The organism is Paenibacillus vietnamensis (genome assembly GCF_020169515.1).
GTDB classification, from domain to species: Bacteria; Bacillota; Bacilli; order Paenibacillales; family Paenibacillaceae; genus Pristimantibacillus; species Pristimantibacillus vietnamensis.
In genome coordinates this window covers 345,867-372,746 of record NZ_JAHMHW010000004.1, presented here as the reverse complement: position 1 = coordinate 372,746, position 26,880 = coordinate 345,867, and the positions used below count along the sequence as shown (strand labels likewise).

The 26,880-nt window shown below is 54.0% G+C and carries 21 protein-coding genes; 14 read left to right on the top strand and 7 right to left on the bottom strand.

Going from position 1 to position 26,880, the window contains the following annotated elements; translation table 11 throughout:
- The first annotated feature begins 114 nt into the window (after positions 1-114).
- The 3 genes from KP806_RS11990 (at position 115) to KP806_RS11980 (ending at position 4,241) form a co-directional block, all read left to right on the top strand.
- The gene (locus tag KP806_RS11990; RefSeq protein WP_224723836.1) at positions 115-1,194 is read left to right on the top strand and encodes an MBL fold metallo-hydrolase; all 1,080 of its coding nucleotides are present in this window, start codon (positions 115-117) and stop codon (positions 1,192-1,194) included.
- 118 nt (positions 1,195-1,312) lie between these two features.
- Positions 1,313-2,380 carry a Gfo/Idh/MocA family protein gene (locus KP806_RS11985; RefSeq protein ID WP_224723834.1) on the top strand — a complete coding sequence of 356 codons (1,068 nt, stop codon included), beginning with the start codon at positions 1,313-1,315 and terminating at the stop codon, positions 2,378-2,380.
- Positions 2,381-2,621: 241 nt separating this feature from the next.
- Positions 2,622-4,241 (top strand): ABC-F family ATP-binding cassette domain-containing protein, encoded by a 1,620-nt coding sequence (locus KP806_RS11980; protein ID WP_224723832.1) that lies wholly within the window; start codon positions 2,622-2,624, stop codon positions 4,239-4,241.
- A 64-nt stretch (positions 4,242-4,305) separates the two neighbouring features.
- Here KP806_RS11980 and KP806_RS11975 read toward each other — a convergent pair whose 3' ends face one another.
- The 3 genes from KP806_RS11975 to KP806_RS11965 are packed head-to-tail and all read right to left on the bottom strand — an operon-like array spanning position 4,306 to position 7,241.
- Entirely contained in the window at positions 4,306-5,133 is an 828-nt protein-coding gene (locus KP806_RS11975) for an ABC transporter ATP-binding protein (RefSeq protein WP_224723830.1), read from the bottom strand.
- Between the two features lie 55 nt (positions 5,134-5,188).
- On the bottom strand, positions 5,189-6,235 hold the full coding sequence (locus KP806_RS11970) for a FecCD family ABC transporter permease (protein ID WP_224723828.1): 1,047 nt from the start codon (positions 6,233-6,235) through the stop codon (positions 5,189-5,191).
- Between the two features lies 1 nt (position 6,236).
- Complete coding sequence (locus tag KP806_RS11965) at positions 6,237-7,241, bottom strand: FecCD family ABC transporter permease (protein ID WP_224723826.1); 1,005 nt, start codon at positions 7,239-7,241, stop codon at positions 6,237-6,239.
- A 226-nt stretch (positions 7,242-7,467) separates the two neighbouring features.
- On the opposite strand from KP806_RS11965, the gene KP806_RS11960 reads away from it, so the two are divergent.
- The 3 genes from KP806_RS11960 to KP806_RS11950 all read left to right on the top strand — a co-directional run bounded on the left by KP806_RS11960 (position 7,468) and on the right by KP806_RS11950 (position 11,103).
- Positions 7,468-8,472 (top strand): ABC transporter substrate-binding protein, encoded by a 1,005-nt coding sequence (locus KP806_RS11960; RefSeq protein ID WP_224723820.1) that lies wholly within the window; start codon positions 7,468-7,470, stop codon positions 8,470-8,472.
- 275 nt (positions 8,473-8,747) lie between these two features.
- A complete protein-coding gene (locus KP806_RS11955; protein ID WP_224724028.1) occupies positions 8,748-9,650 on the top strand; it encodes a cation diffusion facilitator family transporter in 903 nt (300 codons plus the stop codon).
- Positions 9,651-10,044: 394 nt separating this feature from the next.
- Positions 10,045-11,103, top strand: coding sequence for a C40 family peptidase (locus KP806_RS11950; protein WP_318153589.1), 1,059 nt, complete (start codon positions 10,045-10,047; stop codon positions 11,101-11,103).
- Positions 11,104-11,212: 109 nt separating this feature from the next.
- On the opposite strand, the gene KP806_RS11945 is transcribed toward KP806_RS11950, so the two are convergent.
- The 3 genes from KP806_RS11945 to KP806_RS11935 form a co-directional block, all read right to left on the bottom strand.
- Positions 11,213-11,836 (bottom strand): YqaA family protein, encoded by a 624-nt coding sequence (locus KP806_RS11945; protein WP_224723817.1) that lies wholly within the window; start codon positions 11,834-11,836, stop codon positions 11,213-11,215.
- Positions 11,837-12,008: 172 nt separating this feature from the next.
- Positions 12,009-13,424 (bottom strand): NAD-dependent malic enzyme, encoded by a 1,416-nt coding sequence (locus KP806_RS11940; RefSeq protein WP_224723816.1) that lies wholly within the window; start codon positions 13,422-13,424, stop codon positions 12,009-12,011.
- Positions 13,425-13,512: 88 nt separating this feature from the next.
- On the bottom strand, positions 13,513-14,628 hold the full coding sequence (locus tag KP806_RS11935; RefSeq protein WP_224723815.1) for an MGDG synthase family glycosyltransferase: 1,116 nt from the start codon (positions 14,626-14,628) through the stop codon (positions 13,513-13,515).
- A gap of 205 nt (positions 14,629-14,833) precedes the next feature.
- Here KP806_RS11935 and kapB point away from each other — a divergent pair, with 205 nt between their 5' ends.
- Positions 14,834-15,226 carry a kinase-associated lipoprotein B gene (kapB, locus tag KP806_RS11930; RefSeq protein ID WP_224723814.1) on the top strand — a complete coding sequence of 131 codons (393 nt, stop codon included), beginning with the start codon at positions 14,834-14,836 and terminating at the stop codon, positions 15,224-15,226.
- A gap of 7 nt (positions 15,227-15,233) precedes the next feature.
- On the opposite strand, the gene KP806_RS11925 is transcribed toward kapB, so the two are convergent.
- Positions 15,234-16,553, bottom strand: coding sequence for a stalk domain-containing protein (locus KP806_RS11925; RefSeq protein WP_224723813.1), 1,320 nt, complete (start codon positions 16,551-16,553; stop codon positions 15,234-15,236).
- Between the two features lie 465 nt (positions 16,554-17,018).
- Between KP806_RS11925 and gltB the strand changes: the two genes are divergently transcribed.
- The 7 genes from gltB to cls all read left to right on the top strand — a co-directional run bounded on the left by gltB (position 17,019) and on the right by cls (position 26,876).
- Positions 17,019-21,623, top strand: coding sequence for a glutamate synthase large subunit (gene gltB / locus KP806_RS11920; protein ID WP_224723812.1), 4,605 nt, complete (start codon positions 17,019-17,021; stop codon positions 21,621-21,623).
- A 295-nt stretch (positions 21,624-21,918) separates the two neighbouring features.
- Entirely contained in the window at positions 21,919-22,269 is a 351-nt protein-coding gene (locus KP806_RS11915; RefSeq protein ID WP_224723811.1) for a hypothetical protein, read from the top strand.
- A gap of 87 nt (positions 22,270-22,356) precedes the next feature.
- Positions 22,357-22,794: a PilZ domain-containing protein gene (locus KP806_RS11910; RefSeq protein ID WP_224723810.1), complete on the top strand. Its 438-nt coding sequence runs from the start codon at positions 22,357-22,359 to the stop codon at positions 22,792-22,794.
- A gap of 246 nt (positions 22,795-23,040) precedes the next feature.
- A complete protein-coding gene (locus KP806_RS11905; RefSeq protein ID WP_224723809.1) occupies positions 23,041-23,292 on the top strand; it encodes a hypothetical protein in 252 nt (83 codons plus the stop codon).
- A 275-nt stretch (positions 23,293-23,567) separates the two neighbouring features.
- Positions 23,568-24,491: an ABC transporter ATP-binding protein gene (locus KP806_RS11900; RefSeq protein ID WP_224723808.1), complete on the top strand. Its 924-nt coding sequence runs from the start codon at positions 23,568-23,570 to the stop codon at positions 24,489-24,491.
- Positions 24,484-25,281 carry an ABC transporter permease gene (locus KP806_RS11895; RefSeq protein ID WP_224723807.1) on the top strand — a complete coding sequence of 266 codons (798 nt, stop codon included), beginning with the start codon at positions 24,484-24,486 and terminating at the stop codon, positions 25,279-25,281. The genes KP806_RS11900 and KP806_RS11895 overlap by 8 nt, the downstream gene beginning before the upstream one ends.
- Positions 25,282-25,445: 164 nt before the next feature.
- Positions 25,446-26,876, top strand: a complete 1,431-nt coding sequence (gene cls / locus KP806_RS11890) for a cardiolipin synthase (RefSeq protein WP_224723806.1) — start codon at positions 25,446-25,448, stop codon at positions 26,874-26,876.
- Positions 26,877-26,880: the final 4 nt, after the last annotated feature.

Sequence of the window (26,880 nt, the reverse complement as noted above, 5' to 3'; positions counted from 1 at the left end):
ACTTTAGAGGAGGACCCGTCAGCCGCCCGGATTGGAGGATTTTCATTTGCAATACGCACCTTTGGCTTGGTATCTTAGTAAAATAAAGGCGAATAGCGAGGGAGGAGTGCACACTTGAGGTTGAAAAGATTTGCCAACATAGATCCGATCGAGCAGCATACTTCGTTCAAGCAATTCAACAGATGGCGGCAGGATCGCATCCGCAAGCAGAAGCATAAGGATTATTCGTTTTGCGTCCCAAGCACCCGTCCGGATATCCAGTACCTTGAGAATAATCGCAGATGGCCTTCGATCACCTGGATCGGCCATTCTACTTTTCTAATACAAATAGGCGGCCTCAATATCGTTACCGATCCGGTATGGTCGTCCCAAATGGCGTTTCAGAAAAGGCTGTCGCAGCCGGGCATCCCGATCGGCGACATGCCTCCGGTCGATGTGGTGCTGATCTCGCATTCCCACTACGACCATTTAAGCATAGCCACGCTTCGCAGGCTGATCGGTCCAAGGCAGATGCTTGTTCCCGCCGGTCTCGGCCCGAAGCTGCGTAAGAAAGGCTTCATTAACGTCAAGGAGCTTCATTGGTGGGAGTCGGTTATCATCCACGGCATCAAGTTCAGCTTTGTGCCGTCCCAGCATTCCACGCGCAGAAACCCGTGGGATATGAACAGCTCGCATTGGGGCGGCTTCGTCATCGAACAGACCGCGCCCGGCAGAGGCAAGCTGATCGGCCATGCCTGGGGCAAAGCGAAAATTTCAAATCTGCCCGAAGCGGAAGCTTCTGCGGCTGACGAAGCGATGCAGGACGGGGAATGGCCGTCCGGCGGCGAAGCCGAGCTGCCGTATGCCGCGGAGATACCGAATATTTATTTTGCCGGAGACAGCGGGTATTTCCAGGGCTTCAAGGAGATCGGCCGCAGGTTCGCCATCGACGTCGCGCTGCTGCCTATCGGAGCTTATGAGCCGGAATGGTTCATGGGACCGCAGCACACGACGCCGGAGGAGGCGCTGCAAGCATTCGAGGATACGGGGGCCAAATGGTTCGTACCGATGCATTACGGAACGTTCAAGCTTGCGGACGATACCCCCCGCGAAGCGCTTGACCGGCTGGAAGAGAACCGAAGGAAACGGTCCATCGAAGAGAAGCGCATCGTTATTTTGCCGCTTGGCCGTACCTGGCGCCTGTCGGGCAAATGACAAACGAGGACACAAGCGCGCCAAATGAGCACAGTGACGCGGGTTTGAAGAAGCGTTATACTAAACAAGATAATAAGGTTGGTACGCAAGCTTCATCAAACCCGAGGAGGAAACGGTAATGACTCAGTCTAATATCCGTCTTGGCATTATTGGTGCCGGTGCGATCGGCAATGTTCATATGGAGACGTTCAATAAAGTAGAGGGCATCGAATTGGCGGGGGTGGCGGACGTTTATGTGCCGCTTGCCGGGCAGCGCGCGGAGGAGCACGGCATTAAGAAGGTTTATGACAGCCCGCAAGCGATGCTGAAGGATGCTGCCATCGATGCCGTCGTTATCGGCGTGCCGAACCAGTTCCATGCGGAGCTGGCGATCGAGGCTTTGAAGCAGGGCAAGCACGTGCTGCTGGAGAAGCCGATGGCGATCGATTCCGCGGCTGCGAAGACGATTGTGGACGAAGCGGCCAAATCGGGCAAAGTGCTCATGATGTCTCACCAAATGCGCTGGACGGGACTCAGCCGCGCGCTCAAGCAGCATATCGACAACGGTGACGTCGGCCACATTTATAATGCGAAGGCAGGCTGGTTCCGCAAGAAAGGCATACCCGGCTGGGGCTCCTGGTTTACGCGCAAGGATATGTCCGGCGGCGGTCCGCTCATCGACATCGGCGTTCATATGCTTGACCTGTCGCTTTATTTGATGGGCAATCCGAAGCCCGTATCGGTGTTCGGCACAACTTACGCGCAGTTCGGGCCAAGACGCCTCGGGATCGGAACCTGGGGCACCCCGAACTGGGATGGCTATTACGACGTGGAGGATCTGGCTTCGGCCTTGATCAAGCTCGACAACGGCGCGACTTTGTCTCTGGAAGTCAGCTGGGCGGCACATTCGGCATTTCTGCCGGAGGAGCCGTTCATTCATCTGATGGGGACCGATGGCGGCGTCGCGATCGTCGGCAGCAACGGCAAATATGTCACCCATACGGATAATGAAGTGGTCGAGACCGATATTGTCCCGCTGGAGGGCGAAGATGACCGTATTTTGATGAGCCGCCATTTCGTCGAATGTATCCGCGAGGGCAAGCAGCCGATTACTTCGGCATTGTCCGGCTATACGAACAACCGGATTTTGGATGCGATCTATGAATCGTCCCGCACCGGCGGCGAAGTCAAGCTCGATTGGGATTAAGCTGCCAGGACAGCGTTATATCAAATGAACTCCGGAGCCTTCTCAGCTGCAATTACGCCAAGTAATTCAGGTGAGGAGGCTTTTTTGATAAAAGCCGCCGGCGCCGCCAACCAAAGAAAATAAGTGCGCACCGGCGCCAACTTTTCGCCCAAAAGCCCGGATTGCCGTTCGTTTCGGCGCGAGACTGTGTTATAATAGTTCGAGATTTAGCGATTTTGTAGTGAAGGACGGGATTATACGAATGATTAGTACGAGTGGCATAACGCTGCGCTTCGGAAAGAAACCGCTTTTCGAAGACGTCAACATTAAATTTACGCCAGGGAACTGCTATGGCTTGATCGGCGCGAACGGCGCCGGCAAATCTACGTTTCTAAAAATATTGTCCGGAGAAGTAGAGCAGTCGTCGGGCGAGGTTCATATTACGCCGGGCGAGCGTCTGGCCGTATTGAGACAGAACCATTACGAATATGACGAGTTCGTCGTGCTCGAAACCGTCATCATGGGTCACAAGCGTCTCTATGAAGTGATGAAAGAGAAGGATGCCCTCTACGCGAAGGCGGACTTCACGGACGAAGACGGCATGCGTGCAGGCGAGCTCGAAGCCGAATTCGCGGACATGAACGGCTGGGAAGCCGAATCCGAAGCGGCCGAGATGCTGAACGGCCTCGGCATTACGCCGGATTTGCACGACAAGAAGATGGCGGAGCTTTCCGGCAACGAGAAGGTTCGCGTCTTGCTGGCGCAAGCTTTGTTCGGCTCGCCGAACATCCTCCTGCTTGACGAGCCTACCAACCATCTGGACATCGAATCGATCCGCTGGCTGGAAGATTTCCTTGGAGGCTACGAAGGCACCGTCATCGTAGTCAGCCACGACCGTCACTTCTTGAACACGGTCTGTACGCATATTGCGGATATCGACTTTGGCAAAATTCAAATGTATGTCGGCAACTACGACTTCTGGTATGAGTCGAGCCAGCTGGCTTTGCAGCTGCAGCGCGGCGAGAATAAGAAGAAGGAAGACAAAATCAAGGAGCTGCAAGCGTTTATCCAGCGCTTCAGCGCCAACAAATCGAAAGCGAAGCAGGCGACTTCCCGCCAGAAGCTTCTCGACAAAATTACGCTTGACGACATCCGTCCGTCCAACCGTAAATATCCGTTCATTTTGTTCAAGGGCGAGCGCGAAGCGGGTAAGCAGCTGCTGCTTGTTGACAGCCTGACCAAATCGCTTGACGGCGACAAGCTGATCGACAATTTGACGATTACGATCAATAAAGGCGACAAGGTCGCATTCGTCGGCCCGAACAGCTTGCCTAAGACGCTGCTGTTCCAGCTGCTGATGGGCGAAACGGATCCCGATGCGGGCAGCTTCTCGTGGGGCGTTACGACGACCCGCGCGTACTTCCCGAAAGACAACTCCGAATATTTCGATGGCGTGGATTTGAACCTCGTCGAGTGGCTGCGCCAATATTCGAAGGATCCGGACGAGACGTTCATCCGCGGTTTCCTGGGACGGATGCTGTTCTCCGGCGATGACGCGATGAAGAAAGCAACCGTATTGTCCGGGGGCGAGAAGGTCCGCTGCATGCTGTCGAAGATGATGCTGGAGGGCGCGAACGTATTCCTCCTCGACGAGCCGACGAACCACTTGGATCTCGAATCGATTACGGCGCTCAATAACGCGTTGATCGATACGGAATGCACAATCCTGTTCACATCGCATGACCATCAGTTTGTTCAGACGGTTGCCAACCGCATCGTTGAGATTACTCCGAACGGTGTTATCGACCGGATGACGACATATGATGAGTACCTCGAAAGCGCGGAAATCAAAGCTTTGCGCGAGCGCATGTACGCCGTATAACAAATAAACGAAGCAAGAGCCGCTTTCCATTGGAAAGCGGCTCTTGCTTTTGCCGGTGCGGCGCTCATCGTGCGGAAGAGGCAGTAGCAGCGGCAGCCAGCTCGAGCTTGCGGCCTTTGCCGTACGGGATACAAAGAGGGGTGCCGAACAGGGGATCGGTCGACATTTGGCATTCCATATCGAACACGTCCCGGATCAGCTGCTCGTTCATTACGGTTTCCGGCTTGCCCTGCGCGTAGATTTGTCCGTCCTTAACCGCCACGATATGGTGGGCATAGCGGCATGCGAGGTTAATGTCGTGCAAAACCATAACGATCGTGCGCTGTTCCTGTTCGTTAAGCTCGAACAGCAGATCGAGAATTTCAATTTGATGGGTCATATCGAGGTAAGTCGTAGGCTCGTCGAGCAGGATGGTCCGCGTGTTCTGCGCCAGCGTCATGGCGATCCATGCCCGCTGCCTCTGCCCTCCGGAGAGCGAATCGACCGATCGGCCCGCAAGCTCGTTCATATGCGTCAGCTCCAGCGCTTTTTTGACCAGCAATTCATCCTCGCGCGACCACTGCTGCAGCCAGCTTTGGTACGGATAACGCCCCTGCTTGACAAGCTGGTGTACGGTCAAGCCTTCCGGAGCAGCCGGGCCCTGCGGCAATATCGCAAGCCTTCTAGCAACCTCTTTGCTCGAGAGCTTCGCGATGTCGCTGCCGTCAAGCAGGATAGACCCCTCCTGGGGTTTCAGCAGGCGTGCGAGAGAGCGGAGCAGCGTCGATTTGCCGCAGCCGTTGCTGCCGATAAAAACGGTAATTTTGCCCGGGGGAACAACGACGTCGAGATTGGAGAAAATCGGCTTTTGCCCATAGGACAAAGTCAGCCCCTGCGCTTGAATGGTGGTCACGGTAACACTCCCTTTTGATTATTTGGTTCCTATATAAATGAAAAGGCCGGACATCTTACGACCCGTTGCGATGACGGTAAAGCAAATAGATGAAGAAAGGTGCGCCGATCGCCGCGGTAAAAACGCCCGCCGGAATATCGAGCGGAATGAACGCGACTCTGGCTACAAGATCGGATAAAAGCAGGACCAGGGATCCGATTAAAGCGGATACCGGAATGACGCCGCCATACGCGGGTCCGACGAGCTTGCGCGCGATATGGGGGGCCATCAAGCCGATAAAATTGATGGCACCGCCGATGGCGACCGCCGCGCCGGCGAGGGCAACGCTGATGATCAGCAGAATCGTCCGTTTCGTATGAACGGCGCTGCCGACGCTGGCGGCGACATCGTCCCCGAGCTCCTGGACGTTCAAATGCCTGGCGTACAGCAGGGCAACCGGCATCAGAACGATAATCCAGGGAAGCAGCGTCTTAACGTCTCTTGCCCAGGATACGCCGTAAATGCTGCCGGTCATGAAAGTAAACGCTTTGACGGCTACGGCGGTCGGCGTGAATGAAGCCGAAAGAATGAGCATGTAAGTAACGGCCGTCAGCGCGGTGGCCATGCCGATGCCGACCAGAACAAGCCGAAGCGGTGTAATGCCTTTCCGGTATGCGAACAAATAAATAAGAAATGCGGCTCCGAATGCGCCGGCGATCGAGCTGACCGGCATGTAGCGGATGCTCACCTGTGAGAAATACAAAATGAAAACGACGGTTCCGAGCGACGCTCCCCCCGTAATGCCGATCACATCCGGCGAGGTGAGCGGGTTGCGGACGATTCCTTGCAGCAGCGCACCGGAGACGGCAAGAGCTGAGCCTACCAGCATGCCGATGACGACGCGCGGCATCCGAAGCTCGAAGATGATCATGAAATCCGACGGATCGCCTATGCCGAGAAGTGTCCGGATGACGTTTAACGGCGGAATCATCAGGCTGCCAAGCGAGGTGCACAGCACGACTGCGGCTGCATTTGCGAGTAACAGGTAGATGATGACTTTTATAGTACGGATGCTAATTTGATACGAATGCCGGGGGCCTCGGATTGTGATCCATTTGTTCATATTAAGAGCGGCCTCCTTTTCTGGCGATATAGACAAAAAAAGGAACGCCGATTATGGCGGTCATAACACCCACCGGTATTTCCTTCGGAAATGCGATGTAGCGCGAGCCGATATCCGCTGCCAGAAGCAGGTTTCCTCCGTACACCGCGCAATATGGGATGACCCAGCGGTAATCGATGCCGACGAGGTAACGGACGAGATGCGGGACGATGATGCCTACGAACGCAATCGGCCCGGCCATGGAGACGGCTCCTCCGGCAAGCAGCACGACGATAACGCCGGCAGCAAGCTTTATGTACGCGGTTTTTTGTCCGAGTCCTACCGCTACGTCGTCTCCCAGAGATAATACGTTCATGTGCCTGGCAAGCAGAAAGGAGCCGACAAGCGCTGTGCCCATATAAGGAGCGGCCGCTTTGAAAATGCCCATATCGCGTCCGGAGACGGAGCCGACGAACCAGTACAGCACCTGGTCGAACGTTTGACCTCCCGTTAGCAGCACGCCAAGCGACAAGGAGGAGAAAAAGGCTGTTATGGCAGCTCCGGCCAAAGTGATTTTAAGGGGAGTCAGTCCGTCGTTTCCGATGGAACCCAGCACGTAGACAAGCACGGCAGTGACGGCCGCGCCGGCGAAGGCGAGCGTCGCGAAGGTCGTTAAGCCGCCGGCCCCGAAAAAAGCGGCACCCGTAACAATGAAAAAAGCGGCCCCGGCATTAATGCCGAATAAGCTTGGCGAGGCCAGCTGATTGCGGGTTATGCCTTGCATAAAGGCGCCTGCGACGGCAAGGCCCGCACCGACCAAAGCTGCAATGAAGGCTCTTGGCATTCTTGCCGTCTGAATGATCAGATGCTCTTGTGAGCCGTTGAAGGCGGTAAAGGATTCGACAATCGTCCGCCAGCCGATATTCGTTACTCCGAAGGCGATGCTGCAGACGATTCCGACTGCCATAAGAAGCAATCCGGCGGCCAGGACCGATGTCTTTTTGGTAGGGGTAGCTAATATGTCCATAATGTCCTCTTTCCCAGTTGTCATGCGTTGCGGGGCGAAGCGTGTATCTACTGATTAAATGCAAGCCCAGAGGGCTACTCAAACATTTTAGGGGATAGCCGGAGCAGTGTCAATGAACTTGAAAATCATTATCAACAAATTCGTTGACATTCCGAATGCCAGCTGTTATAGTTTCGTTTGTGAGTGAGTTGAGAACGATTTTCAACATGAGAGGGAGTAGAAGAAAGTGTTGCATGTATTTAAAAGAAAACTGACATGGACGGCTTCCGCGGCTTTATTGGCGCTGGCAGTCCTTATAACCGGCTGCGGCCAGTCCGGAGCGAATAACAACAGCCAGACAAACTCGGCAAAAACTGCCGAAACTGAGGCCCCGAATGCGGGAGACGTTCGTAAAATTACGCATGCTATGGGCGAAACGGATATCAAAGGAACGCCTGAGCGCATCGTCGTGCTTACGAATGAAGGAACGGAAGCGCTGCTGGCGCTTGGCGTCAAGCCAGTAGGTGCCGTGAAATCATGGACAGGCGATCCATGGTACGAGCATATTAAAGCGGACATGGAAGGCGTTACGGTCGTAGGCGATGAAAGCCAGCCGAACATGGAGCTGATCGCGAGCCTGAAGCCCGACCTTATTATCGGCAACAAACTCCGTCAGGAGAAGGTTTACGCCCAGCTTGAAGCGATTGCTCCGACCGTGTTCTCGGAAACGCTTCGCGGCGAATGGCAGTCCAACTTCAAATTGTACGCCGAAGCGCTCGGCAAGTCGGAAGAGGGCGATAAGGTGATCGCCAATTACGACAGCCGCACCGCCGATTTTAAAGCGAAGGCCGGCGACAAGCTGAACCAGAAGGTATCCGTCGTCCGATTCATGGCAGGCAAAACCCGCATTTATTTGGAAGATACGTTCACAGGCCTTGCCTTCTCGAAGCTTGGCATTACCCGTCCCGACAGTCAACAAAATTATAAAGATACGTTTGTAGAGGAAATTACGAAGGAACGCTTGCCGGAGGTTGACGCCGACCTGCTGTTCTACTTCACTTATGAAACCGGCGACGGAAAAGGCACCGAGATGGAGCAGGAAATGCTGAAGGATCCGCTCTGGCAAAGCCTTAGCGCGGTGAAGAACGGAAAAGCGATCAAAGTAGACGATGCGATCTGGAATACGGCTGGCGGCGTAATCGCAGCTAACCTGATGCTGGATGAGCTTTACAAAATTTACGAAATCAAATAAGAATCGGATCAATGTGTGAAGCAGTCGGGTGATATCCGGCTGCTTCTTTTTTTGGGGATAAGAAAGCGATACTTGTACATAATAAAGGAATTCGTGCCGCCAAATGCCAGGCGTTCGCCTCGGAACGGGAGCGAATTGTTGCCCCCGTGCATAAAAGTGCGTACCCGGTCAACACTGTTTCTCTAGACCCACACGGGTTTGAACGGGTATGATACCAGTATGTCATTTGACTGGCAAATATTTGATCGTTTTTTTGGCTTGGGAGGGTATTGAAACTGGATCAGTATGATGAAATCAAACAGGGCGAGAAAGGCGCCTGGGTCAGTATCGGCGCCTATCTGGCATTGTCTGCCGTAAAGCTTGGCGCCGGTTATTGGTTTGCATCCGGCGCTCTCGTCGCGGACGGCTTTAATAACCTGACGGATATCGTAGCTTCCGTAGCGGTGCTGATCGGCCTGCGGATCTCGCAAAAGCCGCCGGACAAGGATCATCCGTACGGGCATTTTCGTGCGGAGACGATAGCGGCGTTGATTGCTTCCTTTATTATGGCGACGGTCGGCATTCAGGTGCTGATCAGCGCGGTAAAATCCTTATTCGCAGCGGACCATGAGGTACCGGAGCTGACGAGCGCTTGGGTTGCTTTGGCGGCTGCGGTCTGCATGTCCGGCGTTTATATTTATAACCGGAAATTAGCTTTGAGAATTAATAACCAGGCCCTGCTGGCAGCTTCAAAGGATAATCTGTCTGATGCGCTCGTAAGCACGGGGGCTGCCATCGGCATTATCGGGGCGCAATTCGGACTGCCGTGGCTGGACCCTGTTGCCGCGCTGGCCGTCGGAGCGATCATTTGCAAAACGGCTTGGGAAATTTTTTACAGCTCGACTCATGCTTTAACGGACGGCTTCGACGAGAACGAATTGTCCAGCTTGCGCACGACGATCGCGAAGACGAAAGGCGTCAAGACGATCAAGGACATTAAAGCCCGGGTTCACGGCAGCCACGTTCTTGTCGACGTCATCGTCCAGGTTGATCCCGAGCTGACGTTGATCGAGAGCCACCGGATCAGCGACGAAATCGAAAGCCGGATGGGACGAAAACATAATATTATGAGTGTTCACGTTCATGTCGAGCCACACGAGCTTGTGGAGAACATAGAGTTAACGACTGCCGGAAAGTAACAGGTCCGCATCAAGCTTATACAGGAACAAAGACGGGAACACTAGGTCTGAGTTTAAGGGAATTGTTTCCAGAGAAAAGCGCTATGAAAATTATGGGTCTTAAGTCCATATGCTGCATACGGATCGTTGGACTTATTCGCCTGATTGCTTTCGGGATTTTTGGGGCATATTACCAAGCGATCACCTGCAAAACCAGCTTATCGATAGGAAAAAAGGCATCTCTTTTGTAGAGATGTCTTTTTTGCATTTATTTACAGCGGATGAATATGTCCGGATGCTCATTTTGCGAAACGGGCAAATAGGAAGAATGGTCGATTCCTGCCGTATTTTTCCGAATTTACAATGGTACAAGGACCGTTACACAAACACTTCTTACACCAAGGAGGCTTAATTGTTGAATTTCACCTTGATTCAAAGAATGGCGACAGCAACGTTAACGGCTGCACTGTTGTTTAGTTCGATTTCGATCCCGGCAGCTTCGGCGGCGCAAGCGGCTGAGGTTAAGGCAGGCGTGAATATGCGTTCGGCTCCGTCGGCATCGGCAGCGGTCATCCGTGTTCTGAAGGCAGGCGAGCAGCTCAGCGTGATCGAGAAGGTTAATGCTTACTGGTATAAAGTGACGGACGCAACTGGGAAAACTGGCTACGTATCGACCTCATCGCAATACCTTTCGCTTGAAGCTTCTCCGGCACCAACGAGCCCTGCGCAGACGCCAAGCCCCGAGCCGGCTCCTGCGCAGACGACGAACGCCGCCGTCAAATCGCCGGTCTCGCTCCGAAAAGCACCATCTACCTCGGGAGAGCTTATCCGTTATTTGAAAACGGGCGAACAGGTTGCTGTCGTGGCCAAAACGAACAGCTACTGGTACGAAGTGACGGACAGCAGCGGAGTCCGGGGGTATGTAAGCACGAATTCCGCCTATTTGAATGTAACGGGCAGCATTCCCGGAAGCGCTTCCGGCTCCGGCAGCACAGGCGGAGTTGCAACTCCGCAGCCTGCGGTAACGGGAAGTGCAGCAGTCGAGAAGGTGATCGCGGCAGGCCTCAAGTATTTAGGGACGCCGTACGAGTACGGCTCCAGCCGCAGCACGACGACAACCTTCGATTGCTCCGATTTTGTAAGACAAGCGTTCCTGGACGGCGTTGGCCTTAAGCTGCCGGCCTCCTCCAGTCTGCAGGGGCAATACGTGAAAAACAAGGGCGGTGCCAAGACGGATTGGCGTCAGCTGAAACGCGGAGATCTCGTGTTTTTTATGTCCTACAAAGGCTCGAAGGCTTCCGCCTACAGCGGGATCGACAAATCGACGGCCGCAGTAACGCACGATGCGATTTATTTGGGAGACGGCAAGCTTCTGCATACGTTCTCCAAGGAAGGCGGAGGCGTTACGATTACAACAAGTATGGCCGGCACGGCGTGGGAGTACCGCTTCCTGTACGGGGGCAGCGCGCTATAAGAAAAGGAGTGTCCTCACAAGCCTTAGCGGCCGGGGGACACTCCTTTTTTTATTTGTCGAGAAACGTATGCCGAAACTCGAAAGGACGGCGTCATCCGTTTACTTTTGGTTAGGAATTAATTTGAACCCGATCTTCTTGTGCTTTGACCTTTGCTTCCCGCGAGGAGCGTTCCTTCTTGCTCAGGCGCCTCTTGCGAAGCAGCAGGTAGACGATGGCGACCGGCACGGCGCCGATGAAGATGTACAGCGAAACGTCCTTCACCATGTTCTCGGCCGCGCGGCCGTATAAGTAGAACAGGATGCCGACGATATAAAATTTAAGTCCGCGGCCCAAAGCTGCGTACCCGATCAATTTCCACAACGGAAAATTCAAGACGCCCGACAGTATCGTAAACACTTTAAACGGAATAGGCGTAAAGGAACCGATGAGAATGGCGGCTTCGCCGTTTTTCTGGAATTTCTCGGTCGCCGCATCGATCCATTCCTTCTTCAAAAATTTATATAGGACGGATTTCCCCATTACTTTCCCTAAGTAGTACCCGACCGGTGTGCCGAGCATGCAGGCGATATATCCAACGGTTGCGAGCCATAAAGCGGTCGACGGATTCAGGATGCTGAGCGACACTTGAAGAAAGAATGCAGGGATGGGAAAGAACACAGCATCGATGAAAGCGTGAATGAACAATCCCAAAGGACCGAAGTCCTTTAAAAAATCTACTACCGCTTGAAACATTTGAGGGCTCCTTTTCCTTCGACTGGCCATTCTTATTATATCATATTTAATACGGTTAAAAAGATGATAGGTGTCATGTCTTTTACGTATACAAAAAAAGAAATCACAGCTTTCGAACCCGGAGTTTGAGCTTCCGAATTCGAAAATGTGATTTCATTGAAGACTTGCGCTTCTAGTCCCTGATCTGACGGCGCGACACTCCGCTCCGCTGGGCGGCTTGGATCACCCTGCGGCGGACCTCCTCGACGACACGGCTGTTGAAGACGCTCGGAATGATATACATCCGGTTCAGCTCGTCGTCGCTGATTACCGAAGCGATGGCTTCGGCTGCCGCCAGCTTCATCTCCTCGTTGATCGTAGTCGCGCGGCTATCGAGCGCACCGCGGAATATTCCGGGGAAGCACAACACGTTGTTGATCTGGTTCGGGTAATCCGACCTGCCGGTAGCGAAGACGGCAACGATGTCTTCCGCAAGTTCCGGCCTGATCTCCGGCTCCGGATTGGCCATGGCGAACACGATCGGATCCTTCGCCATCGACTCGATATGGGCCCTCGACAGAATGCCGCCGGCGGAGACGCCGATAAATACGTCGGCCCCTTCCAGCGCTTCCGTCAGTCCGCCGCTAATACGGTCCGGGTTCGTGTGGTCGGCGTACCATTGCCACATCGGATTGCCGTACGATTTGTCCGCGGTCAAGATTCCCTCGCGGTCTACGCCAACGATGTGCACAGCTCCGCCGGCAAGCAGCATCTTCGTGCAGGCGGTGCCGGCCGCTCCGATGCCGCACACCACGATGCGTGCCTCCTGAAGGCTGCGGCCCGTCAGCTTCAGCGCGTTGAGCAGGCCGGCGTACAGCACGACAGCCGTTCCGTGCTGGTCGTCGTGGAAGACGGGGATGTCCAGCTCCTCCCTGAGTCTCTGCTCGATTTCGAAGCAGCGCGGCGCTGAAATGTCCTCAAGGTTTATCCCGCCGAAAGCCGGAGCAAGATTTTTTACGGCTGCGATGATCTCCTCGGTATCCTGTGTATCGAGGCATAGCGGGAACGCGTCGACGTCGGCGAATTGCTTGAACAGCATCGCTTTGCCCTCCATAACCGGCATGGCGGCATACGGGCCGATATTGCCGAGTCCGAGCACCGCGCTGCCGTCGGATACGACGGCAACCGTGTTTCTCTTGATCGTCAGCGTATGAGCCTTGGACGGTTCCTCGTGAATGGCCTGGCACACCCTGGCCACCTCGGGCGTATAGACGCGCGAAAGGTCGTCGCGGTTCTGGATCGGCGTTTTCGGCTGAATCGTAATTTTTCCGCCCAGGTGCAGCAGGAAGGTTCTGTCGGAAATGTTGATCAGTCGAATGCCGGGCAGCGACCGAAGCGCATTGGTCAGCCGGTCGGAGGCGCCCTGCTCCGTAATTTTGACGGTTAAATCTCTAATATTTTTGTTCTTGTCCGTATGTATGACGTCTATGGCGATAATATCGCCCCGCGCCTGTTCGATTGCCGTTGCCGCTTGTCCGAATCTCGCAAGATCCGTATCGATTTCCAGCCTCAAAATGATCGTTTTGCCGTCCGCCAATTGTGTACTCATGTTCGTACAGCTCCCTTCATCATATATACTATGTGGAAATGGGGATACAAATTATGCTTCGTACGGAAGCGGTGAGAATAGAAAGCCGTTACTGCATGAGACGCAGAACGGCTTTCGGACAGCTCATCGGGTCGTATTGTTGATTTCTCTTGGTTAGCAGGCTGTTCCTGAATTGCCCGGATGCGTAGGCGTCGTGGATGAGCGAAAACCATCTGTCGACGGTATCGTTCGAATCCAGCATTTCACCGAATCCGTTCTTGATGAAGTATTCGCAATTCTCTTCTTCTTGTCCGGGGATCGGTTCGTAGAACAGCATCGGGATCCCCTTGCTCATTCCTTCGGTGCACGTCATGCCCCCCGGCTTCGTGACCAGCAAATCGGATACGTCCATAAGCTTGTTCACCTCGCGGGTGAAGCCAAGAATGTGGATGTTCGGATGCTGAAACATCGGATCGGCCAGCATCTTCTCCTTCATCTTCTCGTTAGAGCCTACGCAATAAATCAGCTGAGTCGTTTCCCGCCATTTTGTCATATACTCGAGTGCGTTGTCCTCGTACATGATCCCCCAGCCCCCGCCCATAATAAGAACGGTCGGCATCGGCTTGAGCCCGAACTGCCGCAGAACCTCTTCCTTATCGTTTGTATGCCAGAAATTCGGGTGGACGGGTATGCCCGTTACTTCGACGCGGCCGGGCTCAACGCCTTTCTCCACAAGCCTTTCCTTCACGAGCGCGGAAGAGACTAAATATTTGTTCACCTCTTTGTTGACCCATGAGCCATGCGCGTCGTAATCCGTAATAAGCGTGTAGAGCGGCATGTCGAGCCCGAGACGCTTCAGCCTGGCGACGACGGCGCTCGGTACGGGGTGCGTACAAACGATTAATTCCGGCTTCAGCTGGGATATTACTTGGGAAGTTTGGGTATAAAACATACGATGAAGAGCGAGCTGCGTAATCCGGTTAAACGATTTTTTGTAATTGCTTCGATACATGAGCCCTACCATCTTAGGCTGTTTGCTGACGGTTTTGCGGTAAGCGGATATGATCCAGGGTCCCAGCACCGGGTTCAGGAACTTTCCAAGCTCGATGACGCGGCTCTGGATATCCGGGCACAGCTGCTTTAATCCGACAGCGAGCGCATAAGCGGCTTGGGTATGGCCGGAGCCGAAGCCTTCAGAGAGCAGAAGCACTCTTTTCTTACGCATTCATTTCCACCTACTTTTCTAATTCCATATTACGATGCAAGTGCCAGTAACACAAGTTTTATCCGCAAGGGTTGCCATGAAAGGAGAGGATAAATTATCCTTAAGTGCGGATGAGCACATTTACAGTATATGAATTCCTGCGGTCAACTATATTTACATATATTTTACAACCGCATGTCCATATAAAAAAGTGAGGATGATAATAGTGGATCAAAGAAATGATTTTTCTCAAATACAGGTTGGAGATTTGGTAAAAGCGGAGGTTCGGTCCGGACAATATATAGGCGAGGTTATGGAGCTCGGCGGGCCCAGGGCACTCGTAAAGGTGCTGGCGGTAATGAAGCATCCCGAGCAGGGGGATCTGCATAATCCATACAACCCGGACGTTCCGATGTTCCATGAACGGCGGGCGCTGAGCTATACGGAGAAAACGACGGTGCCGCTCCGCGACATCGTCCGGTACGAAGGTAGCGTACCGGACTACGTCGAATCGCTGCGTGCCGCGGCTGCGGCGGAGATAGCCGCGCTCGACCGGCTGCAGCGCTGGGCGGCCAAAGGGCTGGAGCAGATGCTGCAGCTTCAAAAGGAATATAAATAAAAGTTTATTATTTATTAATGAAGGCGGTTTTCAGCGTATCGCGGTAGACGACCTGGAACGCAAGACCTTCCGATAAAGCGGCAAGCGGGAGATAGGTTTTGCTTTCCTTGCCGACCTTGTGAAGAAAGGCGGGCTGGGCGTTCAGCTTCGTCTTTACACCGTTGACGGTGAAGGTGGTCGCTCCGATCGTAATCGCGACGGTGCGGCCTTCCTGCTCGATGGTCGCGGTCTGCGTTTTCGAATTCCATTTGACCGTTGCGCCCAGCGCTTCCGTTATTTCGCGGAGCGGCACGAACGTTCTGTTCTGGATGAGCACGGGCTTATAGCTGCTGACAAGCTCTTTGCCGTTCACGACCACGGAGATCGGTACGTTCTTGTCCCGCGGCTTTACCGCCAGGTATTCGTTCCATATCGTTTCGGAGAACGCTTTGCCCATAGCGGCATAACCTAAAGCATTGGGATGAATATCCCCTCTGGCTACGGAGGTATAGGCCAGTTCATTCCCGGTGAACGGTTTGGCGACATTGGCCGCCTTCACGTCGATTCCGTCCTGTACTAGACGGGCAATGAGCGAGCCGAGACGGCTTTGCAGCTGCTTCTGGGCGCTGATCAGAAATTGGCGGTTCGTTTCCGGATAAAGCTCGACCGGCGAGTCCTTAATGATAAGAGGCGAAGGAACCGGCAAATATTGGTCGGCCACGACGATTTCGGCACCGGGCTGCAGCTGTGCGAGCAGCTTGAGAGCCGCTTCGAGCTCCTTCTCGTATTCGGACAGCGAGGTTTCAAGCAGGGCTGCGGCGGCCGCAAGCTCCGCTTCGGTTGCTGCCTTCTCGCTGCTAAGCGCGGTAATCACCGTCTTCAAATCGTTGCCGCCGATAGTCATCACAATGAGGTCCGCTTTTGTCAGAGCTGTGCTGAGCTTCGGAGTATCTGCAAAGATGCGCTCCGCTCTCGGGTCGGCCAAGCCCGTTTGAACCTCTTCGGCCGTGATGCTTTTCTTCTGAGACACCGCCTCGATCCAGCGGGTAAGCCCCGGCGATTTAAGCCCGAGCACGCCGTAATTCACGTATTCCGCCCGCAGCCCGTGGAACAGCGCCTGCTCGTAGACGCGCTCCACGTAGCCGTACGGAACGGATTGCTCGGTGAAGCCCAGCTGGTAGCCGGCTGTCAGCGAGTCGCCGACCGCGACGATTTGATAAACGCCGTCGTCGGCCGCGCCGGCAGCCGCTGCGGGAGAAGCTGCGCCCGTGCCCGAGAAGGCCAGCGCCGCGGCCAGGAGCGGAGCGGCAAACGCCCGGAAAGAAACTTTCCTTAACTTGCTATACAACACGAACACATCCTTTTGCTAATATAGTAGATGATATAAATTTCATTTTAATACACAATCCAGCTTTAGGTAACGATTAGACGAATAATATCGGCGCTTTTGTTTTTTATCGTTCGCAAACCGAACGGAAGAGACAGGCCAGCGTGCCGGACAGACGTTTTTTAGTCAAAAAGTACAAACAATTATCAAAAATATTAAATTGATTCCGTTTTGGCCTGATGTTAAAATAATATAATAATCGCATTGTCGCGGTATAGGCCCGGTATGGTTTTTCGGAACGGGCGCTTCCGGATCCGGACGGCGCACGTTCCGCTTTAAGAATGGCAAGGGCAGGCCGATGCGCCCAGCTTACTATCATTCTATGATGAAACAAGCCAATCATGAAGCGTAACGCGCATTCATCGGTGCTTATCTACAATCCGTTCACGCTTGCCCAAAAATCTTCTCATAGAAAGGTTGCACACAATGAAAGAACATATTTTGGGATTGCCGCCGAAGCAGGGGCTATACGATCCGCAATTTGAGAAAGACGCCTGCGGTATGGGCTTTGTGGCCAACATCAAGGGAATCAAATCGCATAAAGTCATCCAACAAGCGCTCATGCTCCTCGAGAATATGGAGCACCGGGGCGGTCAAGGCAGCGAACCGAATACGGGGGACGGAGCAGGTATTTTGCTTCAAATTCCGCACGAGTTTTTTGCCGCCGAACTTAAGAAACAGGATATTGAGCTTCCTCAGCAGGGACATTACGCCGTCGGTATGATTTTTATGCCGCACGATGCGGAAGCCCGCAGCGCAATCGAGCGTGAAGTGGAGTCGATCGTGAAGGAAGAGAACCAGACGGTTATCGGCTGGCGCACGGTTCCGACGAACGACGAGAAGCTCGGCGAATCTGCGCTTAAAGTGAAGCCTTACGTCCGTCAGCTGTTCATCGCTCAGAACGAAGACCTGAAGGACAACATGGCGTTCGAACGCAAGCTGTACGTCATCCGCAAGCGCGCGGAGCTTGCGATCCGCTATTCCGGCAAGGAAGGCGGCAATATGTTTTATTTCTCGAGCCTTTCCTCGAGAAAGATCGTTTACAAAGGCATGCTTACAACCGAGCAAGTTCGTTCGTTCTATATCGAGCTTAACGACGAGTCGGTCGTATCCGCGATGGCGCTTGTCCACTCGCGTTTCAGCACGAACACGTTCCCGAGCTGGGAGCGCGCGCATCCGTTCCACTACATGATCCACAACGGCGAGATCAACACGCTGCGCGGCAACGTGAACTGGATGCACGCCCGTCAGACGCTTTTCGCGACCGAGCTGTTCGGCGAAGACCTTGAGAAAATCAAGCCGATCATCAATCCGGACGGCTCCGATACGGCGATGTTCGACAACACGCTGGAGTTCCTGTTCCTGTCCGGCCGCTCGATGGCGCATGCGGCGATGATGATGGTTCCGGAGCCTTGGTCCAATCACGAGAGCATGAGCGACGAGCGCAAGGCGTTCTACGAGTATCACAGCACGCTGATGGAGCCTTGGGACGGACCTGCCGCACTCGGCTTTACGGACGGTGTGAAGATCGGTGCGGTACTTGACCGCAACGGCCTGCGCCCTGCCCGTTACTACGTGACGAAGGACGATCATATTATCCTCGGTTCCGAGGCTGGCACCGTCGTGCTTCCGCCGGAGGATATTTTGTACAAGGACCGTCTGCGTCCGGGTCGCATGCTGCTCGTCGACACGGAGAAAGGCCGCATCATTTCCGACGAAGAAGTGAAACGTGAAATCGAGACGGAGCACCCTTACCGCGAGTGGCTTAACGAGCACCTCGTCGATCTCGAGGAGCTTCCCGAGGCGCCTGAGCTGCCTGAACCGGATCACGCGACCGTTCAGAAGAGACAGCAGGCGTTCGGCTACACGTTCGAAGATATCCGTAAGGTGCTTGAGCCAATGGCCGGCAGCGGCGCAGAGCCGATCGGCTCGATGGGCTACGACGCCCCGCTCGCCGTATTGTCGGAGCGCCCTCAGCGCCTGTACAACTACTTCAAGCAATTGTTCGCTCAAGTCACGAATCCGCCGATCGATGCGATTCGTGAAGAGATTATTACGGCAACCGGAACGACGATCGGTCCGGAGCGCAATCTTCTCAATCCGGAGCCTGAAAGCTGCCGCCATATCAAATTGGAAACGCCGATTTTGTCCAACGAGCAGTTCGCCAAGCTGCGCCACGTGCGCCGTCCGGGCTTCCGCTCGATCACGCTTCCGATCTTCTTCCCTGCGAACGAAGGGGAAGCGGGACTTCGCGCAGCGCTGAAGCAAATGTGCGAAGCGGCCGACCGCGTCATCGACAAAGGGCATAACCTGCTTATTCTGTCCGACCGCGGCATCGACAAGGACAATGCAGCCATCCCGGCATTGCTTGCCGTATCGGCTTTGCATCACCATCTGATCCGCCAGGGCACGCGGACTAAGGTTGCTTTGCTGCTTGAATCCGGCGAGCCGCGCGAGGTGCATCACTTTGCGCTGCTGCTCGGCTACGGCGTGAGCGCAGTGAATCCGTACCTGGCGTTCGAATCGCTGGACGACATGATCCGCCAAGGCATGCTCCGCGGCGTATCGCATGACAAAGCGGTCAAGAACTTTATCAAAGGCGCTACCAAAGGCGTTATCAAAATTTTGTCCAAAATGGGCATCTCCACGATCCAGTCGTACCGCGGCGCGCAAATTTTCGAAGCGCTCGGCTTGAAAGAGGACGTCATCAACGAGTACTTCACTTGGACGCCTTCACGGATCGGCGGCATCGGCCTCGATGTTATCGCGGAAGAGACGCTGAAGCATCATAACCGCGCTTACGCCGAGCAAGAGGGCGGCGAGAAGGAGCTTGACTCCGGCGGCGAATATCAATGGCGGAAAGACGGCGAAGACCATCTGTTCACGCCGCAGACGATTCATACGCTGCAAATGGCTTCGAGAGCTAACGATTACAAGCTGTACAAGAAGTTTTCGACGCTCGTCCAAGGCGAGGACAAGAAGCATTTGACGCTTCGATCGCTGCTGCAGTTCAAGAAAGGTCGCGGATCGGTCCCTCTTGAAGAGGTGGAATCGGTGGAGTCGATCGTCAAACGGTTCAAAACCGGCGCCATGTCGTTCGGATCGATCAGCAAGGAAGCGCATGAAAGCCTTGCGATCGCGATGAACCGCCTCGGCGGCAAGTCCAACACGGGCGAAGGCGGCGAAGATCCGGCGCGCTTCATTCCGGACGCGAACGGCGATTCGAGACGCAGCGCAATCAAGCAGGTTGCATCCGGACGCTTCGGCGTTACGAGCAACTACCTTGTTAACGCCGACGAAATTCAAATTAAGATGGCTCAAGGCGCTAAGCCTGGCGAAGGCGGTCAGCTGCCTGGCCTGAAAGTATATCCGTGGGTAGCAGAGGTTCGGGGCTCTACGCCGGGCGTAGGCTTGATCTCGCCGCCTCCGCATCACGATATTTATTCGATCGAGGATCTGGCTGAGCTTGTTCACGATTTGAAGAACGCGAACCCGCGCGCACGCATCAACGTTAAGCTCGTATCCGGCGTCGGTGTCGGCACGATCGCGACAGGCGTTGCCAAAGGCCGCGCCGACGTTATCATGGTCAGCGGCTATGACGGCGGCACAGGCGCATCCCCGATGGGATCGATCCGCCACGCCGGTCTTCCATGGGAGCTTGGCCTTGCGGAAACGCACCAAACGCTTATGCTCAACAACTTGCGTGACCGTGTCGTACTGGAAACGGACGGAAAGATGATGAACGGCCGCGACGTTGCGATCGCGATCCTCCTGGGAGCCGAAGAATACGGCTTCTCGACGGCGCCGCTTATCGTACTCGGCTGTGTCATGATGCGCGTATGCCAGCTTGACACCTGTCCGGTCGGCGTAGCTACGCAGAACCCTGAGCTTCGCAAGAAGTTCATGGGCGATCCGAGCCATGTCGTGAACTACCTCCGCTTCATCGCCGAGGAGCTTCGCGAGATTATGGCGGAGCTTGGCTTCCGCACCATTCAGGAAATGGTCGGCCGCGTAGATCTGCTTGAGACGAAGCAGCTGCAGGAGCATTACAAAGCGAAAGGCATCGACCTCTCCGGTCTTTTGTACGAAGCGGAGCTTCCGCAGGATGCCGTTCGTTACAACATTCAGGAGCAGAACCACGGCCTTGAGCTGTCGCTTGACATGCAGGAGCTGGTGCCGGCGGCACAGCCTGCATTGGAGAACGGCGAGCGCGTACGCGGCACATTCCCGATTCTGAACACGAACCGGGTTGTCGGAACGATTCTCGGCAGCGAGGTTACACGCCGCTACGGCGCGGCGGGTCTGCCTGAGGATACGATCCAGTTCCACTTCGTCGGGACGGCCGGACAAAGCTTCGGCGCCTTCGTACCGAAAGGAATTACGCTTTCCATCGAGGGCGACTCCAACGACTACGTCGGCAAAGGTTTGTCGGGCGGCAAGCTCATCGTCGCTCCTTCACCGAAGGCGACATTCAAGGCGGAAGAGAACGTCATTATTGGCAACACGGCATTGTACGGCGCTACGAGCGGTCAGGCATACATCCGCGGCGTTGCCGGCGAACGCTTCGCCGTTCGTAACAGCGGCGTTAACGTTGTCGTCGAAGGCGTAGGCGATCACGGCTGCGAATATATGACAGGCGGACGCGTCGTTATTATCGGCGGCACGGGACGCAACTTTGCGGCAGGTATGTCCGGCGGCGTAGCGTATGTCCTGGATGAGAAGGGCGACTTCTATAACCACTGCAACCTGGAAATGGTGCTTCTGGAGCGCCTTGAGGACGCTGAGGATATCGCCGAGCTGAAAGGTATGATTGAAGCCCATGTGCGTTATACGGACAGCACCGTAGGTTCCGGCATCTTGAATGACTGGGACGCAACGGTTGCGAAATTTGTGAAGGTCATTCCGAAGGACTACAAACGGATGCTGGAGCAAATCCGCAAGGCGGAGGACACCGGTCTTAAAGGCGAGAACGCGCTTTTGGCAGCCTTCGAAGCCAACAAACGTGAGCTGGCCCGCGCAGGCGGCAAATAATAAAATCGGACTGCGGTTCGCCGCAGAATGAATAAAGGGACTGACATCGAGGTAGGGCGACTACCGAGATGCCGGTCCCTTTTTTATTTGAAAGATAAGAATTTATAGATTTGAGCGTATAAATGTCTTATCTTTCAATGTCCGCCTCCTTTCGACAAAATGAGGGAAAAATAGAAGAAACATGCACCCACTAACCGACAATATCCATCTATGGGCTCTTGTATAATGATGATATCTTTCTTTCATGATTGCTAGAGCAGGAGCACTTCGAAGCAAACCAGAGGAGGAACGAACGGTGGCTGCCAAGGACAAGCCTGCACCGGCGGAGCAGCCGGTGCTCGATATATCGAATGTGCCGCAGCAGCTTGAACTGCCGTCGCAACGGCAGTTTGAATGCAGCAGTGCTAGCGCATCATTCTCTCAACCCGCACAAATAAAACGTTTTGTCTCATCAGCCGTCAGCATTCTGCCGTCCAGCTATATGAGATCAACATCGTCAGCTCAAGAGATCGACAAAGGCACGCCTCGATATACCGAGAAGCCCGGCAGTCCGCATTTGCACCCACCTCCGATTCTCCCTCGCCCCGGCTATTCGATCGCCGATGCTCATCGTACTCCTTCTGTCATTCACGCTCCATATTTTTAAATGAATACTAATTTGCCGATGTGCATGTTTTTTCATGTAATTCAAATTGAAGATTACAAGGTCTACAGTAAGATGGAGGAATGCGGCATGGCGAATCCGAATGACGATCCCCGCTCTCATATCAGGCTTCGTTTTATAGAAGGCTTGAAGGCAGAGCTGCGATTGCTAAACCCGCAAGGCGTTCAGCTTACAAGCTCTACGTCGACGGTGCTTCTTCTTAATATGAGTCAGGACGGTCTGTGTTTTCTGTCAGGGCTTCAGCTGCCGGTCCAGCATAACTATATGGTGGAGCTGAGGCTGCAGCTGGCGAAGACTCATCTGATCGTGCGGGGCCGTATTGTCTGGTGCTCGAAGCACGACAATCAATATCAGCATGGCGTCAGGTTCGAATGCTCCGATACGCTGAAATCTCTGATTGTCGGAGCCATGAATGAAGAGCTGCTGGCAAGACAGCCGCAGCAGCGGAAGATCCATCAGCTATACAACCGGTTATTACATAAGAACAAATACTACTTCGGAGGGTAACCCCCGGAAAGCGGCATGGGTGGAAGCGGAGAGGGGAACCTCAAGGGGGATTTGTCGAGGCGGGCCGCAACAGAAGTTACGACATGTATTTCAAAAGAAGCGAAGTTTGGACTATTTTGTCAGGTGAGAGCGTAGTTATAATTGACGAAACTTATCGCCATGTGCGAGGAGATTACAGGTCGTACATCTCCCGTAACGCAAAATAGCTGAACAATCATTACGAAGAGAGAGGAAGCGATCTATCGGATGATGCGTTTCGAGGACAGTTTTTATTGTATTAGTTGCGGAAAGATGGTGGCCAATCCCGATGCGGATATTTTGTTTCGGACGGGATTTTTCCAGGTGGTACATCCAATGGGCTATTGCTTAGCGTGCAGCATGGAGGAAGATAAGCAGGAATCGACCGCTGAATCGCCAGGTAAGACCAGTAACTATGACTTAAAAATGTTCCTTCGAGCAGATGCAAAAGCAGCCGAGCACATCGTACACCCTTTTTAAAATGATTAAATTTATACGCTTCAAAGCCGTTAATTGACTTATCATTCATCGCGAAACGGGCACCTCTTCCCAGTGGACGGCACAGAACCGATGGTTCGTGCGCCGCAACAGCGTTTGCGCTTGAAGTACGATAGCAGCCTCATGCTCCGCGTGCCGGAAAAAAGCGCGGAATGCAGGAGGCTGTTTTTCGCTGTGCACCTGCGCCTCACTACCAAATCCTACCTTTATCGTATATAATGAATGGGATTTGGATTTACGTAAGGAGGGTCTTAGAGATGACGCAGCCCATTGTGAAAATGGTCAATGTAACAAAAAGGATCGGCAAACGAACGATCATCGACAAGCTGTCGCTGGATTTGCCGCTCGGAGAGGTGTTCGGCTTTCTTGGTCCGAACGGCTCGGGCAAAACCACGACGATCCGGATGATGGTCGGGCTCATGTCGTTGTCGGAAGGCGAAATCTACATAAGCGGACATAGTATTACGAAGGATTACGAAAAGGCGATCCGCTACGTTGGCGCCATCGTGGAAAATCCCGAAATGTACAAGTATTTGAGCGGCTATGATAATCTCATCCATTACGCCAGAATGATCCCGGGCATTACGGAGCATCGCGTCAATGAGGTCGTTAAGCTGGTTGGTCTGGAAGGGCGCATATACGATAAAGTGAAAACCTATTCGCTCGGCATGAGGCAGCGGCTGGGCGTCGCCCAAGCTATCCTGCATAAACCGCAGCTCCTCATTCTGGACGAGCCTACGAACGGCCTGGATCCGGCCGGTATCCGCGAGCTTCGCGACTATTTGCGGCTCCTGTCCAAGGAGGAGGGAATCGCCGTGTTCGTATCGAGCCACCTGCTCTCGGAGATGGAGCTGATGTGCGACCGTGTGGCGATTATTCAAAATGGCAAGCTGATCGATGTCCGCACAATTCGCGGATCATTCGAAGCGGGAACCGTCTCTTCGCGCGTGCTTATCGAGGTGGACAGCCCTCAAGGAGCGGCTCAGGCTCTGCAGGCCGCCGGTTATTCCGCCGCGCTGGAAGGCGGGCAATTGATTGCCGTCGAGACGGACCGGGAAGGAACCGCATCCGTTAACGCCGCTCTTGTCGCAGCCGGTATCAAAGTATACGGCATCCGTACGCACGTCAAATCGCTGGAGGATCAGTTCTTGGAGGTTACGGGAGGGGAACGCATTGGGTGATTTTTTGCAGCTGGTCAGAAACGAAAATATGAAAATATACCGCAGGCCCCGCACATGGGTCATGATGAGCATTCTGCTTGGCTTAGTGCTCGTGATTTCGATCCTATGGCTGTCGTTCGGGGACCGGAACTCGACCTCGATGTGGGAGGTCGTATTTATTGAAGCTTCCGTTTTATTTTTACTTGTCACGATTTTTACGGTCGTCATTGCAGCCGGCGTCGTAGCGGAGGAATTTACGACCGGTACGATCAAGCTGCTGCTGATCCGCCCTTGGTCGCGCTCTAAAATTTTATTGTCCAAATATATTGCGGTCATGATGTTCGCCATCTTGCTGGCCGTGGAGCTGTTCGTCAGCACGATTGCTGTAAACTGGCTTGCCTTCGGCATTCATGCGGATCCGGAAGCCGCGCTATCCTTTCCCGTACCGACTGGGGGAACTCCGGTATCTTATCTGCTGCAATATTACGCTTTAACGCTTGTATCGCTGGTTGTGACGGTGACGCTGGCTTTCATGCTGTCCACCATCTTCCGCAGCGGCGGCCTCGCCATCGGCTTATCGCTGTTCTTGCTGCTGGGCGTCAACAGCTTTGTGGCGCTGATCGCTATGCTCGATTACCAATGGATCGATTATCTTCTGTTCATCCATTTGAACCTGACGCAGTATTTGGACGGCAATCCGATGCGCGAAGGAATGACTTTGGGATATTCTTTAGGCGTGCTTGCCGTTTATTATATTTTGTTTATTGCAGTTACCTGGTATGTATTCAACAAACGGGACGTCGCAGCTTAATCGTTGGACGCCGGCCCGCCGCAAAGCATAGCCGCATTCCGCTCCTTATCTCCGATAAGAAGTGCGGGCTGCGGCTTTTTTTTGTGCATACGAACTGCATCCGGTGACAAAACTAAGCAGAAAACTGCGGTCGTCATTGACCGGGGGAGGACGAGGGGAGACGAATGTGGACATGGCATACAGGGCTAACGGCGTTTCTGGCTGCTTACGCCGCTCAATTAGCGGCAGTATTCTTTATAGAGCACCGGCGGCCCGTCCAAATGACCGCCTGGCTGCTGCTCACTTTCGTTTTCCCGTTTATAGGCTTCGCAGCTTATTTATTGCTGGGCAAAAAATATTTGCGAAGCAGAAAGCTGGACCGGTATAAGGAGGAAACGAGCCGGTTCGCTTGCGCCATGTCCAGGCCGGCGGCATCTGCGGCCGATGCCGGCAACAAGGAGCTGGAGCAGCAGGAAAAGCTGTTTAAGATGCTCACCAAGATGACACCGTTTCCCATTACGAGCAGAAATAGAACGAAAGTGCTGACGAACGGCAGGGAAACGTTTGATTCGATTTTGGAGGAGCTTGAAGCGGCGCAGCGCCATATTCATTTGGATTATTATACGATCAGGGACGATGGAGTCGGCAGCAGTTTTTTGGAGGTGCTCACCCGCAAAGCGAAGCTTGGCGTCGAGGTGCGCGTCCTTTATGACGGAATCGGAAGCCTCCATCTCGGTGAGCCGTACTTGCGGCGGCTGAAGGAAGCCGGCGCCTCGTACAGCTGCTTTCTGCCGCCGCGGCTCGCTTTATGCGGGAGAAAGCTGAACTACCGCAATCACCGCAAAATCGTCGTCGTAGACGGAAAAATCGGCTTTGTGGGCGGCATCAATATCGGCGACGAATATTTGGGGAAGGAGCCGAAACTTGGATTTTGGCGGGATACTCATTTGCGGCTGGAGGGTGACTCGGTTTATTTTTTGCAGGAGCTTTTTTTGAAGGATTGGGCGTTTGCCGCCGGCGAACGGCTCGATGAGCATGCCTATATGCCGGAGCATAACTGCGGCGGGAAGGAGCGTGTTCAGATGGTGCCGAGCAAGCCGGGTCATAACGACCAGAAAATCAAGGAAATGATGTTCGCGGCGATTACGGCGGCCAAATCCCGCATCTATTTGACGACGCCTTATTTTATCCCCGATCCGGGGCTTCTGATGGCACTGAGAACGGCCGCGCTGGGCGGCGTGGACATTAAGCTCATCATTCCGGGCATCGCCGATTCCAGGCTTGTGCTGCTCGCGTCCTTGTCCTACATTCACGACTTGCTGGATGCCGGCGTTCAAGTATACCGGTATGAAAAAGGGTTTATTCACGCCAAAGTCTTGATTGTCGACCGCATGCTGGCGACCGTCGGCACGGCAAATGTGGATATGAGAAGTCTGAACAGCAACTTTGAAATTAACGCGGTGCTGTTCGACGAAGGCGCGATCGGGAGGCTGGAGCAGGACTTCCTGAACGATTTGGAAGACAGCTCGGCGCTCGATCCGGAGCGGTTCAACAGGCGCCCCTGGAAGCAAAAAACGGCCGAATCCATCCTCAATATGCTGTCGCCGCTGCTGTGAACAT

Excerpts from the sequence above, each read along its gene's own strand:
- KP806_RS11985 (WP_224723834.1), top strand. The coding sequence starts at position 1,313 with ATGACTCAGTCTAATATCCGTCTTGGCATTATTGGTGCCGGTGCGATC.
- KP806_RS11980 (WP_224723832.1), top strand. The coding sequence starts at position 2,622 with ATGATTAGTACGAGTGGCATAACGCTGCGCTTCGGAAAGAAACCGCTT.
- KP806_RS11970 (WP_224723828.1), bottom strand. The coding sequence starts at position 6,235 with ATGAACAAATGGATCACAATCCGAGGCCCCCGGCATTCGTATCAAATT.
- KP806_RS11965 (WP_224723826.1), bottom strand. The coding sequence starts at position 7,241 with ATGGACATATTAGCTACCCCTACCAAAAAGACATCGGTCCTGGCCGCC.
- KP806_RS11945 (WP_224723817.1), bottom strand. The coding sequence starts at position 11,836 with ATGTTTCAAGCGGTAGTAGATTTTTTAAAGGACTTCGGTCCTTTGGGA.
- KP806_RS11940 (WP_224723816.1), bottom strand. The coding sequence starts at position 13,424 with ATGAGTACACAATTGGCGGACGGCAAAACGATCATTTTGAGGCTGGAA.
- KP806_RS11935 (WP_224723815.1), bottom strand. The coding sequence starts at position 14,628 with ATGCGTAAGAAAAGAGTGCTTCTGCTCTCTGAAGGCTTCGGCTCCGGC.
- gltB (WP_224723812.1), top strand. The coding sequence starts at position 17,019 with ATGAAAGAACATATTTTGGGATTGCCGCCGAAGCAGGGGCTATACGAT.
- KP806_RS11910 (WP_224723810.1), top strand. The coding sequence starts at position 22,357 with ATGGCGAATCCGAATGACGATCCCCGCTCTCATATCAGGCTTCGTTTT.
- KP806_RS11905 (WP_224723809.1), top strand. The coding sequence starts at position 23,041 with ATGATGCGTTTCGAGGACAGTTTTTATTGTATTAGTTGCGGAAAGATG.
- KP806_RS11900 (WP_224723808.1), top strand. The coding sequence starts at position 23,568 with ATGACGCAGCCCATTGTGAAAATGGTCAATGTAACAAAAAGGATCGGC.
- cls (WP_224723806.1), top strand. The coding sequence starts at position 25,446 with ATGTGGACATGGCATACAGGGCTAACGGCGTTTCTGGCTGCTTACGCC.